This window comes from Nodularia chucula CCY0103, from assembly GCF_963923915.1.
GTDB classification, from domain to species: Bacteria; Cyanobacteriota; Cyanobacteriia; order Cyanobacteriales; family Nostocaceae; genus Nodularia; species Nodularia chucula.
Genome location: NZ_CAWUOL010000105.1, coordinates 1 through 17,028, shown reverse-complemented (window position 1 = coordinate 17,028; position 17,028 = coordinate 1). Strand labels below are relative to the sequence as shown.

General features: G+C 39.7%; 22 protein-coding genes and 2 pseudogenes. 12 read left to right on the top strand and 12 right to left on the bottom strand.

All coding sequences use genetic code 11. The features are described 5' to 3' along the window. The 4 genes from ACM0OP_RS20975 to ACM0OP_RS20960 all read left to right on the top strand — a co-directional run. Positions 1-356, top strand: a 356-nt coding sequence (locus ACM0OP_RS20975) for a hypothetical protein (RefSeq protein ID WP_414530342.1), incomplete at its 5' end; no start/stop codon positions are given. A gap of 25 nt (positions 357-381) precedes the next feature. After that, positions 382-1,134: a hypothetical protein gene (locus tag ACM0OP_RS20970; protein WP_414530343.1), complete on the top strand. Its 753-nt coding sequence runs from the start codon at positions 382-384 to the stop codon at positions 1,132-1,134. A 10-nt stretch (positions 1,135-1,144) separates the two neighbouring features. Continuing rightward, positions 1,145-1,522 (top strand): hypothetical protein, encoded by a 378-nt coding sequence (locus ACM0OP_RS20965; protein WP_414530344.1) that lies wholly within the window; start codon positions 1,145-1,147, stop codon positions 1,520-1,522. A 54-nt stretch (positions 1,523-1,576) separates the two neighbouring features. Beyond that, complete coding sequence (locus ACM0OP_RS20960) at positions 1,577-1,882, top strand: hypothetical protein (protein ID WP_414530345.1); 306 nt, start codon at positions 1,577-1,579, stop codon at positions 1,880-1,882. Here ACM0OP_RS20960 and ACM0OP_RS20955 read toward each other — a convergent pair. Further along, positions 1,879-3,021, bottom strand: a complete 1,143-nt coding sequence (locus tag ACM0OP_RS20955) for an IS4 family transposase (protein ID WP_414530346.1) — start codon at positions 3,019-3,021, stop codon at positions 1,879-1,881. The two genes, ACM0OP_RS20960 and ACM0OP_RS20955, sit on opposite strands and share 4 nt — an antisense overlap. A gap of 225 nt (positions 3,022-3,246) precedes the next feature. Here ACM0OP_RS20955 and ACM0OP_RS20950 point away from each other — a divergent pair. Next, positions 3,247-3,672 (top strand): annotated as a pseudogene (locus tag ACM0OP_RS20950) (protelomerase family protein); the annotation flags it as partial. An 85-nt stretch (positions 3,673-3,757) separates the two neighbouring features. Further along, a complete protein-coding gene (locus ACM0OP_RS20945; RefSeq protein ID WP_414530347.1) occupies positions 3,758-4,651 on the top strand; it encodes a hypothetical protein in 894 nt (297 codons plus the stop codon). Positions 4,652-4,684: 33 nt separating this feature from the next. Here ACM0OP_RS20945 and ACM0OP_RS20940 read toward each other — a convergent pair whose 3' ends face one another. The 4 genes from ACM0OP_RS20940 to ACM0OP_RS20925 form a co-directional block, all read right to left on the bottom strand. Beyond that, entirely contained in the window at positions 4,685-5,116 is a 432-nt protein-coding gene (locus ACM0OP_RS20940) for a DUF2442 domain-containing protein (protein WP_414528787.1), read from the bottom strand. Further along, entirely contained in the window at positions 5,022-5,348 is a 327-nt protein-coding gene (locus tag ACM0OP_RS20935) for a DUF4160 domain-containing protein (RefSeq protein ID WP_414528786.1), read from the bottom strand. Before ACM0OP_RS20935 ends, ACM0OP_RS20940 begins: the two co-directional genes overlap by 95 nt. 350 nt (positions 5,349-5,698) lie before the next feature. Beyond that, entirely contained in the window at positions 5,699-5,953 is a 255-nt protein-coding gene (locus ACM0OP_RS20930) for a hypothetical protein (protein ID WP_414528785.1), read from the bottom strand. A 707-nt stretch (positions 5,954-6,660) separates the two neighbouring features. Continuing rightward, entirely contained in the window at positions 6,661-6,840 is a 180-nt protein-coding gene (locus ACM0OP_RS20925; protein ID WP_414530348.1) for a hypothetical protein, read from the bottom strand. A gap of 1,319 nt (positions 6,841-8,159) precedes the next feature. Between ACM0OP_RS20925 and ACM0OP_RS20920 the strand changes: the two genes are divergently transcribed. After that, positions 8,160-8,315, top strand: a complete 156-nt coding sequence (locus ACM0OP_RS20920; protein WP_414530349.1) for a hypothetical protein — start codon at positions 8,160-8,162, stop codon at positions 8,313-8,315. Between the two features lie 398 nt (positions 8,316-8,713). Here ACM0OP_RS20920 and ACM0OP_RS20915 read toward each other — a convergent pair whose 3' ends face one another. Beyond that, on the bottom strand, positions 8,714-8,869 hold the full coding sequence (locus ACM0OP_RS20915) for a hypothetical protein (protein WP_414530349.1): 156 nt from the start codon (positions 8,867-8,869) through the stop codon (positions 8,714-8,716). A 1,319-nt stretch (positions 8,870-10,188) separates the two neighbouring features. Between ACM0OP_RS20915 and ACM0OP_RS20910 the strand changes: the two genes are divergently transcribed. The 4 genes from ACM0OP_RS20910 to ACM0OP_RS20895 all read left to right on the top strand — a co-directional run bounded on the left by ACM0OP_RS20910 (position 10,189) and on the right by ACM0OP_RS20895 (position 12,344). Beyond that, positions 10,189-10,368, top strand: coding sequence for a hypothetical protein (locus tag ACM0OP_RS20910; RefSeq protein ID WP_414530348.1), 180 nt, complete (start codon positions 10,189-10,191; stop codon positions 10,366-10,368). Positions 10,369-11,075: 707 nt separating this feature from the next. Continuing rightward, the gene (locus ACM0OP_RS20905; RefSeq protein WP_414528785.1) at positions 11,076-11,330 is read left to right on the top strand and encodes a hypothetical protein; all 255 of its coding nucleotides are present in this window, start codon (positions 11,076-11,078) and stop codon (positions 11,328-11,330) included. A gap of 350 nt (positions 11,331-11,680) precedes the next feature. Continuing rightward, positions 11,681-12,007 carry a DUF4160 domain-containing protein gene (locus ACM0OP_RS20900; protein ID WP_414528786.1) on the top strand — a complete coding sequence of 109 codons (327 nt, stop codon included), beginning with the start codon at positions 11,681-11,683 and terminating at the stop codon, positions 12,005-12,007. Next, positions 11,913-12,344 carry a DUF2442 domain-containing protein gene (locus tag ACM0OP_RS20895; RefSeq protein ID WP_414528787.1) on the top strand — a complete coding sequence of 144 codons (432 nt, stop codon included), beginning with the start codon at positions 11,913-11,915 and terminating at the stop codon, positions 12,342-12,344. Before ACM0OP_RS20900 ends, ACM0OP_RS20895 begins: the two co-directional genes overlap by 95 nt. A 33-nt stretch (positions 12,345-12,377) precedes the next feature. Here the strand turns inward: ACM0OP_RS20895 and ACM0OP_RS20890 are convergent, their stop codons facing one another. Both ACM0OP_RS20890 and ACM0OP_RS20885 read right to left on the bottom strand, forming a co-directional pair. Then, complete coding sequence (locus ACM0OP_RS20890; RefSeq protein WP_414530347.1) at positions 12,378-13,271, bottom strand: hypothetical protein; 894 nt, start codon at positions 13,269-13,271, stop codon at positions 12,378-12,380. 85 nt (positions 13,272-13,356) lie between these two features. Then, positions 13,357-13,782 (bottom strand): annotated as a pseudogene (locus tag ACM0OP_RS20885) (protelomerase family protein); the annotation flags it as partial. A gap of 225 nt (positions 13,783-14,007) precedes the next feature. Here ACM0OP_RS20885 and ACM0OP_RS20880 point away from each other — a divergent pair. After that, a complete protein-coding gene (locus tag ACM0OP_RS20880; protein ID WP_414530346.1) occupies positions 14,008-15,150 on the top strand; it encodes an IS4 family transposase in 1,143 nt (380 codons plus the stop codon). Here ACM0OP_RS20880 and ACM0OP_RS20875 read toward each other — a convergent pair. The 4 genes from ACM0OP_RS20875 to ACM0OP_RS20860 all read right to left on the bottom strand — a co-directional run. Further along, a complete protein-coding gene (locus tag ACM0OP_RS20875) occupies positions 15,147-15,452 on the bottom strand; it encodes a hypothetical protein (RefSeq protein ID WP_414530345.1) in 306 nt (101 codons plus the stop codon). The genes ACM0OP_RS20880 and ACM0OP_RS20875 overlap by 4 nt on opposite strands. Positions 15,453-15,506: 54 nt before the next feature. After that, positions 15,507-15,884: a hypothetical protein gene (locus ACM0OP_RS20870; RefSeq protein WP_414530344.1), complete on the bottom strand. Its 378-nt coding sequence runs from the start codon at positions 15,882-15,884 to the stop codon at positions 15,507-15,509. Between the two features lie 10 nt (positions 15,885-15,894). After that, complete coding sequence (locus ACM0OP_RS20865; protein ID WP_414530343.1) at positions 15,895-16,647, bottom strand: hypothetical protein; 753 nt, start codon at positions 16,645-16,647, stop codon at positions 15,895-15,897. A gap of 25 nt (positions 16,648-16,672) precedes the next feature. Then, the coding region (locus ACM0OP_RS20860; RefSeq protein ID WP_414530342.1) for a hypothetical protein at positions 16,673-17,028 on the bottom strand (356 nt) is incomplete at its 5' end.

Sequence of the window (17,028 nt, the reverse complement as noted above, 5' to 3'; positions counted from 1 at the left end):
GGGTTGTTGATGTTGATGGGGTTGAGAAGCGGGAAGGTAAGTTTGAGGTTTATAATTTTAATGTTGAGGGATTCCATACCTACTTCGTCTCAGATTTAGGAATTCTGGTTCATAATACTTGTGGTGATTTTGATATTCCAGATGTTCCTATAGGTGGTTTAAAAGGCGTAGATGACAAGTGGTTAAAGAACCAAGGTGTTGATCCTCATACGATAAAAGAAATTCTTCCAGGAGCGGCAAAAGAATTCGACATTTATAAAGATAAAAACAATAATCTGTGGGGACTTCGTAAGCCAAAATATGTTCCAAATGCGATTCCTGAATATCTTGGTAATTTGGAGGATTTTACAAATTGAGATGATTAATTTGGAATTAAAAAACATGGAAAAACCTAAAAACTTAGACTTAATATGGGAAAAAAATTTTGGAGGCGCAGTAGGTATTTATAAAGCGCCAAAAAAATTTGTATTCACACCTGCTTTAATGAAAAATTTGGCAATTTCTAAAATGACAGATGTCAGACTAATAAGTGCAGATTTTAATGAAAATACTGTATTTTTCACTCCTTTAGTATGGTTACTTCTCGATTCTGGCTCTAGCGTTGAATTTTTTGCTGTATATGCTACAGAACTCTCAAAGGATGAAGGCGTTAGTGATAGTAGCAGTGAATTAAAGACTTTACCTAATTTTTGCATTAAAAAAGCATTTTGGAATAAGTCAGAAGATATAAAAAATTTTCAGCTTGCAGATGACAAAAAAAAGTATATTTTGGGTGAAACACAAACTTTTTCTAATATAATTTTCATTGACTCCACGCATTGTATAGAAGCCACGCAATTAATTTCAGAAGCTATTCAAATGACAAAATATGGATTAAGTTTACAAGAAAATCAAAATGAATCAGTGTATGATGAAATAAAGATTAATATTTCAGATGGTCGTTTCTACTTAAATTTTGCCTATCATCCAGGTGTAGTAACAAACATCCTCTTAGAAGAATGGATTTTAAAATGGCGTAATTGTATTGATAAATTACCTTTTGATATAGGTTATTTACCTGACGAAAAAATTAGAATAAGCTATGAACTATCATTATTTGATAAAGTCACTATGTTTGATAAAATACAAGGATAAGTAGGGATTAATGAATAACAATGTATTAGTTAGAAACATTGAAATTTTATCAGAAGATGCCGAAGAGTCTTTAGTACATATAACTGATGGCGTTTATAAATGTGTTGCTTTCTGTCAGCCTTGTAATGTATCTCCAAATGATGTTATCAAAGAGCCACTTTTTGCCTTCAATAGTCAATACCCTGTGCTAATCACTACAGAACAACCTCCCTATATGAAACGTCAAGATAATAGTCTAGGATATAAAATCTTAGCAAGCGTATCGAATTTAGAAAATAATTTAGTACAAGTTGGTGCTATTTTAATTGAACTAGATGTTAGTTTACCTGGAGGAGTTAAACTTAATGATTTTATAAAGTTTACTTGTGGAAGACTAGATATATTTTAACAATAGACAATTAACTACGATTGGATTAATGACGGAGAAAATCGCCTGATTGGGGTGACGAGTTCTTCTACAACTGGTACTTCTCAACAACAGTATATTTACGATGCCTTTGGTAGCCGTGTTGCCAGCATTGATAATGGGGTAAGAACGAATTACTTGGCTGCACCGATTTGGGATTTGCCCCAAGTATTGATGGAATATGACTCGGCTGGGGAAATTACGACTGATTATACCCACGGGATTGGTTTAGTTAGGTCGCGTCATGATAACAGAGAAGGTTTTTATCACACCGATGGATTGGGTTCGACTAGGCTAATTACTGATAATGTTGGTTTGTTGAGGGGGCGACGAAGAAGTTAAAGAGGCTGCTGTATAAGCATCATAGCCATCACCCCCTGCTGATAAAATGCCTGCTTATTGCGAACGGCAGCCATCATTTCCAAGACCAAATCCTGACACCCATTCAGGGAAATTATCCAATTGTATCCGTATAAGCCTATCCAGAAAGCACTATGTCTTTTTCTGTTTCTTTTCAAATCACTTGGACGACAGACATAAGATTGTTGTCTAGAAAATTGAGTTTTTTGACCTTGTAACCATGCAGAGGTCATTGCTATAGCAATTAATAAAATCAGACGGACAAGCCTATCAGGAGAAGCTTGAGAACCTTCTAGATTATAGCCACCAGTTTTACAGTCTTTAAACATAGCCTCAATCCCAAAACGTTGACCATATATTTTGACAGTCGTTGATACATCTGTCAGATTAGTTGATAAATACCAAGGCTCTTTCTCTTGTTTGCCACGATATTTTCGTTTCCAATAAACTGCTAAATTACAACGACCAAACCCTTGATTTTGTGTGAGATTAACATGAGGATAAAATCGGCGTTCACCAGGAGAAACTGGAATCGTATGTAGCGGTTGAAAATCTTGTCTTTTTTCCCGAAAAGTAGTGTCCTTTTTTTGTCGAAAAACATACTTTAAATCTTGATGGTGCAACCAACTGGCTAATTCAATCCCATGAAATTCTCTATCCCCAATTACAACTAATTGATAATGTTTTAAGAGCCGGATTACCGGGCGTAATACCTTTTGTTGTTCTTGCAGGTTACTGCAAGCATCTTTGTTAAGTAGACACCAATATATTGGCAATGCCCTTTTTTGATAAATCACGCTCACCATCAAAATATTATTGTCTTTCCATTGGGTTCTATCCAGGGCAATAATCAATTTTGATTTGGGTTTGAATAGACGTGATAATATTTCTTCCACAATGGGAAACCATAGTAGCACTACACTCAAGGCATTCGATTTGAGAAATCTTTGTAAGTGACGACGACGGCTATTTTGTTGTATTGGTAAAGGTAGAGTAGCAGCCAATCTTTCTATTTTTACTTGTTTCTGACTTTGTAGTAACCATACCAGCATTTTTAGAGTAATTAATTGTGTACTGCTGAGGTACTTGGATAGGATTGGTTGATAGAATGAGGGTAACATTTATTTCTGGTCTTGTTAATTTGACGAGACCATTCTTTTTTACCATCAAACTGTCCCTTTTAATTAGCTGTCTAATAACTACACAGTTCTGTCAATAAGAACCGTTTTTTTTGAGAGGGTCTGTTACTTCAATCCCTCTGGGAGTAATACTTTCACCATTTTTGTCGCCCCCTCAAGGTACATACGTTACACGAGAGAATCTTCTAGACCCCCCAACACTATACTGTCAGCTTCCGAGGTCATCTCAAAGGTAAGGATAGAAAACTAAAAATAGCTGATAAAGCTGTGTTTATCAGAGATGTGGCTTTTGATATCCCCACTTTGGTTAATGCTGATTTAGTCTGCTATGGCTTGCAGTGGCTAGGTGGTAAAGGCAAGCGATTTGATAGCAATGAAGACCCCGAACGGGTAAACAGACGGTTCTCTAAAACACTAAATCAACACTGTAAACAGTTTGATATTTTTCCAGAAGATGAACGCACTTATCACAAATTTAGAGCAGCTTACTTTAGGGCTTGCGTGGTAAATGCTGGTAGGGATAGTTTTGATTTTCTCGATTATGCCAAGACTGTTTTAATTGACAATGATGAAAAGACAATTGATAGTTACAAGCGGTATGAGATTAAACAAGGAACACTTACCCAGATATAATTAAATCCCTATACTAGATATCTTGACAAATTATTTGCAAGGTGTTTAGTATAGGGATAACAAACATACTTGATGAGTAAATTATATGAGTAGATGGCAGTCAGCAGGGGAAGAATTAGCCAAATTGCTTCAAGGCGTGACGGATGAGGCGACTATCAAGGAATTAGCCCAAAGCACTGTAGAAAGCATTAGAGAAGCTTACCCGGATAACATCAACAGCCGGAAAAAGCCAATGGCTGATGTTCGTAAGGCTTTCAGGGCTGTGTTCCCAGCAACTAAAAAACAAGAGCATAAAGGGCAATATTTCACCAATTCGGGTAAAGGCAATGTTCCCAGGTACGAGCATTTATTTTTTCAGTTTTTCACCTTAACCACTGATGAATATGACGCAGTTGGCGACGATGCCCGGCAACAGTGGAAAGAACAGCAAGCCAAAACCGTAGAAATCGCACCCGCACCCGTTGCCACAGCAAAAATCATGAACATTTCCCAACTAGAGTTAGACGCTGACACGCAGAAAATGGTAGAGGAAGCGATCGCGCACACTGGAATATCATTAGCTGAGTTTGTGCAGAAGTCTTGTGCTGTTTACTCGGCTATTGTCGTAGGTAAGGCGAAAATGTCTAACGACGACTTGACCACAGTTTCAACTCAAGACCTACTAACTAACAGGGTTTACAAGACTCACCCCAACCGTGCGGAAGAATTGACCCGCCGTGCGATCGCCGCACTGGAAAATCATAATAATAATTGCACTGAGAAAAGCCAGAAATGGCACATAAACCAAACTGCCATACAATCCCTGACAGGAAGTAAGCCAGCAACGGTTAAAGAAATTCTGAAGGGATGCCAGCAACGACTAGATGACCATAACGCCAAGCATGAGTTAAACCCCTATGACAATCGCAAGCCAGGACAGAAATTAACTGAGGTCATCGACTTGGCCGCACTTGTTGCCGATGGCTTGGATGTGGTATAAGCCCCAGGAGCGATGGCGCGGCGGAAAAGTTGACTAGGGAGTAGTAGTTTTTGTGCGTGGACGGCCACCTTTTTGACCATTGCGACGAGATGCACTAACTTTAGCAGTGGAAGTAGAACTACCTCCTTTTTTAGCTAACCATTGCATCCAGGCTTTAGTCCCATACAATCCACTCATTAAACCGGGAATACTCAGATCCACGTCTAAAGTTTCCCAGTGTAATCCTTCCCCAGAAGGTGTTAACTCTACTTGCGCTAAATCTTCATCTAAAGCCTCAGCTAATCCCTGCCCTAAATGAGCAGGAAAAATAAATATAGCATCATTACTAAAAATAATATGAACCATTTGATTGTTTGGCTCATAAAAAGCCTTAATTGCCCTTGGTTCGCTTCTTTCGGCGTGGCTTCGGGCTTTTGCCAATTTGTTCAATAATTCTTGGTTGACTTGAATTTCTTTGCTGATCATACTCTTGCCATTTTTGATTGAGTTGGTCTTGATGTTTTGCAACTAATTTGAGAGCTTTTATTGCGTCCTTATCGCTCATATTAGTGACAGATATCCAGTCAGGGTCTTCATCTTGACTTCCTATTTTAATTCGCGCCTCACCACCGGCTTTAAAAACATGAACATGAGATGGCTCATAATCGTTTGGGTAAATGCGAATTTCAAAACCCTCTTCTTTGACAATTGTTGCCATGATTATTTACTTATAACCTAACGCTTGGGTTTTTACCATAAAGCAATAGTAACAATATGGGATAGAATAGTTGAGATTGTAGTTGCACACTCAATGCGTACAGTGAGCCAAAGACTGACCGTGTAATTGCCCACGGTAAAGGGGAAAGCAAAACCTCGAACGGTCGAATAACCATCAAGGCGGTTGAGAACACGGCAGTGCATGGTGAAAAATCCCCGACCCCAGGAAAGACCAGTCAGGGAAACAAGAAAAAAGCAGTGCTAAAAAGCGCTAGTTTTTTGCTGAGAACAAACCAGTAAAAAACAGCCAAAGTTTCAGCGCTGTTTTGTGCTGTTTAAAAATATTATTTTCTAGCGAATCGCCACCCATACAGACACCCCACAATCATTTGTGGGGTATTTTTTATGACGTACCCGCACCAGTTTTGTACTACCCCGCACCACTACCCGCACCACTTCAAAAAACGCTCTAGTGCTACAGCCCTGACTATGACTACATTCCAGCCTTCTTAGCCGCACCACCCGCACCACCCGCACCACTTTTTTTAAGAAAAGAAAAACAATGGTGAAGAAAAAAAATAAAAAAAAATAAATTTCAATATTCACAAAAGTGAGTAGAACCCCTCAAAACTGGTGCGCTTGGTGCGGGTAATGCGTCAAAGCTTGATATACCGTTGTTTCAGGCTTACCACTGGTGCGCTTCCTGGTGCGGGTATTGGTCAAACTGGTGCGGGTGGCATAGAAACGAGGATTTGCTTTAATTAGCCTGACAATTCTCTTCCACCCTTCAAAATAGAAATTAGAGAAGATGATTCAAAATCAAGTCGAGGGAAAATTTTTTAGTTGCCCCTTGAATGGTTGCTCCCTGCCAATTGGGAATTTTGTAAATTGTGCGATAGCTACGCTAACCTCTAGCGATCGCGCGCAGCACCTTTGGTGAGCGCCTCGCCTCATTATCAAATCAGTAGTTAGGATCAATGCCACAAATGCGGCGAATGAGATTAATTTGAGCTTCTAATTGATGCAGCGCCCAAAGAATTGGCACACGCAATTGTTCACCGCGCACCCCTTGTGACAGAATGCATAAATTGCTATTCCCAAAACTGGGAAAAATTTTTTCTAACTACATCTAAAAGCGGTAAGTTGCGATCACCTCACGAGATAGAATAATAGTCAGTAATATGTTAGTTATAGAAATTACTGAACAATAATTCATGCAATTCTAGTTTTTGACAAAAAAGTTTTTGACAAGTGAATCGCGCAAACCCTTGTACATAAAGCCAAAAAACAGGGTCAATCGATTTTTAATTGTTCTATAAAATCAATCCATTGTCCCGCCTATAAATATACGCAAATATACAAAACCATGTATAAATAAAGGATTGCTGAAAGTATAGAGATTTAGCCTTGGGGAAGAATTTGGAATTGTTGGCGATGGGCAAAGCCCCGCCGTAGGCGATCGCACCCAATCGCACCCAATCGCCACAACTCATGTAATAAGTTGCATCAGTGCCAAAAGCCTCAGCAATGGGGTTATTTTTATGGGAATGCTGGCGATTATGCGGCGGCGTTAGTCATAGGTCATTGTCCATTGCCACCCCTCCCAAAATATCAGCTTGTAGCATTTAGGACACTTCAGCCCATGCCACATCCTTAAGAAATTAAAGCCAGAAGGATATGAAAAATCTAGTCACACACAAGCTTAATTATTATAAGGAAATGGGTTTGTGTGTGACTAGACCTAAAGCCTTACGGCACAATTCTTACAGCGATTTTTGAGGGTCAAACCAAGCCAAGTCACACACAGGCTATTTTGGGCAAAAAACGGGTGTGTGTGACTAGATTTTTGGGGTGAACTGTACTGAGATGATAGTGGGTAGGGGGGAGGATTTGAGGGGAAATATCTCAGTATGGGGACTGGGGAAGTTGAAATTGTGTCCGCAGTTAGGCGATCGCCTCCTGGGGAAAATTTAGAATTGTGGTGATAGCGTAAAGCCCTGACAGGCATAGCTGCGCTTACCGCGAAGCGTGTGCCTTGCACTCAGCGCTCCGTAGGAATCGCACTGACGAAGTTTTCAAAAATATCTGTGTAGGTGTTCAAATAACGCCAAGTATGAGTTAAACCCATACGATAACCGCAAGCCAGGGTCAAAGCTGACTGAGGTTATAGATTTAGCGGTGTTGGTTCCCAGTGGGGAATGCTGGGGATTGTGTGGTCATTGGTCATTGGTTCTTAGTCCCCAATGCTTTGCAGTAGCATATTAGTTATAAAAATAACTGACTGCTAATTCATACAATTCTAGTTTTTGACAAAAAATTTTTTTCCAAGTAAATCGCGCAAACCCTTGTAAAGAAAGCCAAAAAACAGGGTCAATCGATTTGAAATCGTTAGATAAAATAAATCGATTGTCCCGCCCATAAATACACGCAAATATAAACAAATATGTATAAAATATCCATTTATAATAGTATAGGAAGTTGGGGAGTGAGGAGTTAGCAAGCGATCGCCTACGGCGGGGGTGGCGAAAATCTTGGGAGTTTGTTGGCGATAGCGAAGCGCTCCGTAGGAATCGCCTTGGGGAAGTTTCCAAAATTATCTGTGCGAGTGTTCAGGTGTTTCTATGCCTATACAAGGTGTTTGTGTGATTGGAGTGGAGAAATGCTGGCATCTATGCACAAGATACCTGTGAGAAAAGTGGGGAAATGCTGCTATGTCTATACAAGATATCTATGAAGAAATGCAGAGGTGAGGTTATGCCTATACAAGCCGATGGGAATTGTGCAGGGATGCGGGAATTGAGGAATTAACCAGATGCGGGAAAATTTGGGAATTGTTAGCGGCGGTGTTATGCCTATACAAGGTGTTTGTGTTGTGGGAGTGGGGAAAATCTGTTATCCATGCACAAGGTATTTATGCCGAGATATCATCATGTCTATACAAGGTATCTATGAGGAAGTGCAGAGATGACGCTATGCCTATACAAGGTGTTTGTGAGTGAGTAGAGAGATCCTATCATCTATATACAAGATACCATGTATAAGATGCGATAACGCAGAGATGCCGTCATGCCTATACAAGACGACTCATGCTAGTGAGAATAAACGCAAGCATCCCTATCCATATACAAGAGGGTTATAACAGTCCTTACAAGCAACCCTTGTTCTCTAGAGAACAAGGGTTGCTTGTAAGGACTGTTATAACCCTCTTGTATATGGATAGGGATGCTTGCGTTTATTCTCACTAGCATGAGTCGTCTTGTATAGGCATGACGGCATCTCTGCGTTATCGCATCTTATACATGGTATCTTGTATATAGATGATAGGATCTCTCTACTCACTCACAAACACCTTGTATAGGCATAGCGTCATCTCTGCACTTCCTCATAGATACCTTGTATAGACATGATGATATCTCGGCATAAATACCTTGTGCATGGATAACAGATTTTCCCCACTCCCACAACACAAACACCTTGTATAGGCATAACACCGCCGCTAACAATTCCCAAATTTTCCCGCATCTGGTTAATTCCTCAATTCCCGCATCCCTGCACAATTCCCATCGGCTTGTATAGGCATAACCTCACCTCTGCATTTCTTCATAGATATCTTGTATAGACATAGCAGCATTTCCCCACTTTTCTCACAGGTATCTTGTGCATAGATGCCAGCATTTCTCCACTCCAATCACACAAACACCTTGTATAGGCATAGAAACACCTGAACACTCGCACAGATAATTTTGGAAACTTCCCCAAGGCGATTCCTACGGAGCGCTTCGCTATCGCCAACAAACTCCCAAGATTTTCGCCACCCCCGCCGTAGGCGATCGCTTGCTAACTCCTCACTCCCCAACTTCCTATACTATTATAAATGGATATTTTATACATATTTGTTTATATTTGCGTGTATTTATGGGCGGGACAATCGATTTATTTTATCTAACGATTTCAAATCGATTGACCCTGTTTTTTGGCTTTCTTTACAAGGGTTTGCGCGATTTACTTGGAAAAAAATTTTTTGTCAAAAACTAGAATTGTATGAATTAGCAGTCAGTTATTTTTATAACTAATATGCTACTGCAAAGCATTGGGGACTAAGAACCAATGACCAATGACCACACAATCCCCAGCATTCCCCACTGGGAACCAACACCGCTAAATCTATAACCTCAGTCAGCTTTGACCCTGGCTTGCGGTTATCGTATGGGTTTAACTCATACTTGGCGTTATTTGAACACCTACACAGATATTTTTGAAAACTTCGTCAGTGCGATTCCTACGGAGCGCTGAGTGCAAGGCACACGCTTCGCGGTAAGCGCAGCTATGCCTGTCAGGGCTTTACGCTATCACCACAATTCTAAATTTTCCCCAGGAGGCGATCGCCTAACTGCGGACACAATTTCAACTTCCCCAGTCCCCATACTGAGATATTTCCCCTCAAATCCTCCCCCCTACCCACTATCATCTCAGTACAGTTCACCCCAAAAATCTAGTCACACACACCCGTTTTTTGCCCAAAATAGCCTGTGTGTGACTTGGCTTGGTTTGACCCTCAAAAATCGCTGTAAGAATTGTGCCGTAAGGCTTTAGGTCTAGTCACACACAAACCCATTTCCTTATAATAATTAAGCTTGTGTGTGACTAGATTTTTCATATCCTTCTGGCTTTAATTTCTTAAGGATGTGGCATGGGCTGAAGTGTCCTAAATGCTACAAGCTGATATTTTGGGAGGGGTGGCAATGGACAATGACCTATGACTAACGCCGCCGCATAATCGCCAGCATTCCCATAAAAATAACCCCATTGCTGAGGCTTTTGGCACTGATGCAACTTATTACATGAGTTGTGGCGATTGGGTGCGATTGGGTGCGATCGCCTACGGCGGGGCTTTGCCCATCGCCAACAATTCCAAATTCTTCCCCAAGGCTAAATCTCTATACTTTCAGCAATCCTTTATTTATACATGGTTTTGTATATTTGCGTATATTTATAGGCGGGACAATGGATTGATTTTATAGAACAATTAAAAATCGATTGACCCTGTTTTTTGGCTTTATGTACAAGGGTTTGCGCGATTCACTTGTCAAAAACTTTTTTGTCAAAAACTAGAATTGCATGAATTATTGTTCAGTAATTTCTATAACTAACATATTACTGACTATTATTCTATCTCGTGAGGTGATCGCAACTTACCGCTTTTAGATGTAGTTAGAAAAAATTTTTCCCAGTTTTGGGAATAGCAATTTATGCATTCTGTCACAAGGGGTGCGCGGTGAACAATTGCGTGTGCCAATTCTTTGGGCGCTGCATCAATTAGAAGCTCAAATTAATCTCATTCGCCGCATTTGTGGCATTGATCCTAACTACTGATTTGATAATGAGGCGAGGCGCTCACCAAAGGTGCTGCGCGCGATCGCTAGAGGTTAGCGTAGCTATCGCACAATTTACAAAATTCCCAATTGGCAGGGAGCAACCATTCAAGGGGCAACTAAAAAATTTTCCCTCGACTTGATTTTGAATCATCTTCTCTAATTTCTATTTTGAAGGGTGGAAGAGAATTGTCAGGCTAATTAAAGCAAATCCTCGTTTCTATGCCACCCGCACCAGTTTGACCAATACCCGCACCAGGAAGCGCACCAGTGGTAAGCCTGAAACAACGGTATATCAAGCTTTGACGCATTACCCGCACCAAGCGCACCAGTTTTGAGGGGTTCTACTCACTTTTGTGAATATTGAAATTTATTTTTTTTTATTTTTTTTCTTCACCATTGTTTTTCTTTTCTTAAAAAAAGTGGTGCGGGTGGTGCGGGTGGTGCGGCTAAGAAGGCTGGAATGTAGTCATAGTCAGGGCTGTAGCACTAGAGCGTTTTTTGAAGTGGTGCGGGTAGTGGTGCGGGGTAGTACAAAACTGGTGCGGGTACGTCATAAAAAATACCCCACAAATGATTGTGGGGTGTCTGTATGGGTGGCGATTCGCTAGAAAATAATATTTTTAAACAGCACAAAACAGCGCTGAAACTTTGGCTGTTTTTTACTGGTTTGTTCTCAGCAAAAAACTAGCGCTTTTTAGCACTGCTTTTTTCTTGTTTCCCTGACTGGTCTTTCCTGGGGTCGGGGATTTTTCACCATGCACTGCCGTGTTCTCAACCGCCTTGATGGTTATTCGACCGTTCGAGGTTTTGCTTTCCCCTTTACCGTGGGCAATTACACGGTCAGTCTTTGGCTCACTGTACGCATTGAGTGTGCAACTACAATCTCAACTATTCTATCCCATATTGTTACTATTGCTTTATGGTAAAAACCCAAGCGTTAGGTTATAAGTAAATAATCATGGCAACAATTGTCAAAGAAGAGGGTTTTGAAATTCGCATTTACCCAAACGATTATGAGCCATCTCATGTTCATGTTTTTAAAGCCGGTGGTGAGGCGCGAATTAAAATAGGAAGTCAAGATGAAGACCCTGACTGGATATCTGTCACTAATATGAGCGATAAGGACGCAATAAAAGCTCTCAAATTAGTTGCAAAACATCAAGACCAACTCAATCAAAAATGGCAAGAGTATGATCAGCAAAGAAATTCAAGTCAACCAAGAATTATTGAACAAATTGGCAAAAGCCCGAAGCCACGCCGAAAGAAGCGAACCAAGGGCAATTAAGGCTTTTTATGAGCCAAACAATCAAATGGTTCATATTATTTTTAGTAATGATGCTATATTTATTTTTCCTGCTCATTTAGGGCAGGGATTAGCTGAGGCTTTAGATGAAGATTTAGCGCAAGTAGAGTTAACACCTTCTGGGGAAGGATTACACTGGGAAACTTTAGACGTGGATCTGAGTATTCCCGGTTTAATGAGTGGATTGTATGGGACTAAAGCCTGGATGCAATGGTTAGCTAAAAAAGGAGGTAGTTCTACTTCCACTGCTAAAGTTAGTGCATCTCGTCGCAATGGTCAAAAAGGTGGCCGTCCACGCACAAAAACTACTACTCCCTAGTCAACTTTTCCGCCGCGCCATCGCTCCTGGGGCTTATACCACATCCAAGCCATCGGCAACAAGTGCGGCCAAGTCGATGACCTCAGTTAATTTCTGTCCTGGCTTGCGATTGTCATAGGGGTTTAACTCATGCTTGGCGTTATGGTCATCTAGTCGTTGCTGGCATCCCTTCAGAATTTCTTTAACCGTTGCTGGCTTACTTCCTGTCAGGGATTGTATGGCAGTTTGGTTTATGTGCCATTTCTGGCTTTTCTCAGTGCAATTATTATTATGATTTTCCAGTGCGGCGATCGCACGGCGGGTCAATTCTTCCGCACGGTTGGGGTGAGTCTTGTAAACCCTGTTAGTTAGTAGGTCTTGAGTTGAAACTGTGGTCAAGTCGTCGTTAGACATTTTCGCCTTACCTACGACAATAGCCGAGTAAACAGCACAAGACTTCTGCACAAACTCAGCTAATGATATTCCAGTGTGCGCGATCGCTTCCTCTACCATTTTCTGCGTGTCAGCGTCTAACTCTAGTTGGGAAATGTTCATGATTTTTGCTGTGGCAACGGGTGCGGGTGCGATTTCTACGGTTTTGGCTTGCTGTTCTTTCCACTGTTGCCGGGCATCGTCGCCAACTGCGTCATATTCATCAGTGGTTAAGGTGAAAAACTGAAAAAATAAATGCTCGTACCTGGGAACATTGCCTTTACCCGAATTGGTGAAATATTGCCCTTTATGCTCTTGTTTTTTAGTTGCTGGGAACACAGCCCTGAAAGCCTTACGAACATCAGCCATTGGCTTTTTCCGGCTGTTGATGTTATCCGGGTAAGCTTCTCTAATGCTTTCTACAGTGCTTTGGGCTAATTCCTTGATAGTCGCCTCATCCGTCACGCCTTGAAGCAATTTGGCTAATTCTTCCCCTGCTGACTGCCATCTACTCATATAATTTACTCATCAAGTATGTTTGTTATCCCTATACTAAACACCTTGCAAATAATTTGTCAAGATATCTAGTATAGGGATTTAATTATATCTGGGTAAGTGTTCCTTGTTTAATCTCATACCGCTTGTAACTATCAATTGTCTTTTCATCATTGTCAATTAAAACAGTCTTGGCATAATCGAGAAAATCAAAACTATCCCTACCAGCATTTACCACGCAAGCCCTAAAGTAAGCTGCTCTAAATTTGTGATAAGTGCGTTCATCTTCTGGAAAAATATCAAACTGTTTACAGTGTTGATTTAGTGTTTTAGAGAACCGTCTGTTTACCCGTTCGGGGTCTTCATTGCTATCAAATCGCTTGCCTTTACCACCTAGCCACTGCAAGCCATAGCAGACTAAATCAGCATTAACCAAAGTGGGGATATCAAAAGCCACATCTCTGATAAACACAGCTTTATCAGCTATTTTTAGTTTTCTATCCTTACCTTTGAGATGACCTCGGAAGCTGACAGTATAGTGTTGGGGGGTCTAGAAGATTCTCTCGTGTAACGTATGTACCTTGAGGGGGCGACAAAAATGGTGAAAGTATTACTCCCAGAGGGATTGAAGTAACAGACCCTCTCAAAAAAAACGGTTCTTATTGACAGAACTGTGTAGTTATTAGACAGCTAATTAAAAGGGACAGTTTGATGGTAAAAAAGAATGGTCTCGTCAAATTAACAAGACCAGAAATAAATGTTACCCTCATTCTATCAACCAATCCTATCCAAGTACCTCAGCAGTACACAATTAATTACTCTAAAAATGCTGGTATGGTTACTACAAAGTCAGAAACAAGTAAAAATAGAAAGATTGGCTGCTACTCTACCTTTACCAATACAACAAAATAGCCGTCGTCGTCACTTACAAAGATTTCTCAAATCGAATGCCTTGAGTGTAGTGCTACTATGGTTTCCCATTGTGGAAGAAATATTATCACGTCTATTCAAACCCAAATCAAAATTGATTATTGCCCTGGATAGAACCCAATGGAAAGACAATAATATTTTGATGGTGAGCGTGATTTATCAAAAAAGGGCATTGCCAATATATTGGTGTCTACTTAACAAAGATGCTTGCAGTAACCTGCAAGAACAACAAAAGGTATTACGCCCGGTAATCCGGCTCTTAAAACATTATCAATTAGTTGTAATTGGGGATAGAGAATTTCATGGGATTGAATTAGCCAGTTGGTTGCACCATCAAGATTTAAAGTATGTTTTTCGACAAAAAAAGGACACTACTTTTCGGGAAAAAAGACAAGATTTTCAACCGCTACATACGATTCCAGTTTCTCCTGGTGAACGCCGATTTTATCCTCATGTTAATCTCACACAAAATCAAGGGTTTGGTCGTTGTAATTTAGCAGTTTATTGGAAACGAAAATATCGTGGCAAACAAGAGAAAGAGCCTTGGTATTTATCAACTAATCTGACAGATGTATCAACGACTGTCAAAATATATGGTCAACGTTTTGGGATTGAGGCTATGTTTAAAGACTGTAAAACTGGTGGCTATAATCTAGAAGGTTCTCAAGCTTCTCCTGATAGGCTTGTCCGTCTGATTTTATTAATTGCTATAGCAATGACCTCTGCATGGTTACAAGGTCAAAAAACTCAATTTTCTAGACAACAATCTTATGTCTGTCGTCCAAGTGATTTGAAAAGAAACAGAAAAAGACATAGTGCTTTCTGGATAGGCTTATACGGATACAATTGGATAATTTCCCTGAATGGGTGTCAGGATTTGGTCTTGGAAATGATGGCTGCCGTTCGCAATAAGCAGGCATTTTATCAGCAGGGGGTGATGGCTATGATGCTTATACAGCAGCCTCTTTAACTTCTTCGTCGCCCCCTCAACAAACCAACATTATCAGTAATTAGCCTAGTCGAACCCAATCCATCGGTGTGATAAAAACCTTCTCTGTTATCATGACGCGACCTAACTAAACCAATCCCGTGGGTATAATCAGTCGTAATTTCCCCAGCCGAGTCATATTCCATCAATACTTGGGGCAAATCCCAAATCGGTGCAGCCAAGTAATTCGTTCTTACCCCATTATCAATGCTGGCAACACGGCTACCAAAGGCATCGTAAATATACTGTTGTTGAGAAGTACCAGTTGTAGAAGAACTCGTCACCCCAATCAGGCGATTTTCTCCGTCATTAATCCAATCGTAGTTAATTGTCTATTGTTAAAATATATCTAGTCTTCCACAAGTAAACTTTATAAAATCATTAAGTTTAACTCCTCCAGGTAAACTAACATCTAGTTCAATTAAAATAGCACCAACTTGTACTAAATTATTTTCTAAATTCGATACGCTTGCTAAGATTTTATATCCTAGACTATTATCTTGACGTTTCATATAGGGAGGTTGTTCTGTAGTGATTAGCACAGGGTATTGACTATTGAAGGCAAAAAGTGGCTCTTTGATAACATCATTTGGAGATACATTACAAGGCTGACAGAAAGCAACACATTTATAAACGCCATCAGTTATATGTACTAAAGACTCTTCGGCATCTTCTGATAAAATTTCAATGTTTCTAACTAATACATTGTTATTCATTAATCCCTACTTATCCTTGTATTTTATCAAACATAGTGACTTTATCAAATAATGATAGTTCATAGCTTATTCTAATTTTTTCGTCAGGTAAATAACCTATATCAAAAGGTAATTTATCAATACAATTACGCCATTTTAAAATCCATTCTTCTAAGAGGATGTTTGTTACTACACCTGGATGATAGGCAAAATTTAAGTAGAAACGACCATCTGAAATATTAATCTTTATTTCATCATACACTGATTCATTTTGATTTTCTTGTAAACTTAATCCATATTTTGTCATTTGAATAGCTTCTGAAATTAATTGCGTGGCTTCTATACAATGCGTGGAGTCAATGAAAATTATATTAGAAAAAGTTTGTGTTTCACCCAAAATATACTTTTTTTTGTCATCTGCAAGCTGAAAATTTTTTATATCTTCTGACTTATTCCAAAATGCTTTTTTAATGCAAAAATTAGGTAAAGTCTTTAATTCACTGCTACTATCACTAACGCCTTCATCCTTTGAGAGTTCTGTAGCATATACAGCAAAAAATTCAACGCTAGAGCCAGAATCGAGAAGTAACCATACTAAAGGAGTGAAAAATACAGTATTTTCATTAAAATCTGCACTTATTAGTCTGACATCTGTCATTTTAGAAATTGCCAAATTTTTCATTAAAGCAGGTGTGAATACAAATTTTTTTGGCGCTTTATAAATACCTACTGCGCCTCCAAAATTTTTTTCCCATATTAAGTCTAAGTTTTTAGGTTTTTCCATGTTTTTTAATTCCAAATTAATCATCTCAATTTGTAAAATCCTCCAAATTACCAAGATATTCAGGAATCGCATTTGGAACATATTTTGGCTTACGAAGTCCCCACAGATTATTGTTTTTATCTTTATAAATGTCGAATTCTTTTGCCGCTCCTGGAAGAATTTCTTTTATCGTATGAGGATCAACACCTTGGTTCTTTAACCACTTGTCATCTACGCCTTTTAAACCACCTATAGGAACATCTGGAATATCAAAATCACCACAAGTATTATGAACCAGAATTCCTAAATCTGAGACGAAGTAGGTATGGAATCCCTCAACATTAAAATTATAAACCTCAAACTTACCTTCCCGCTTCTCAACCCCATCAACATCAACAACCC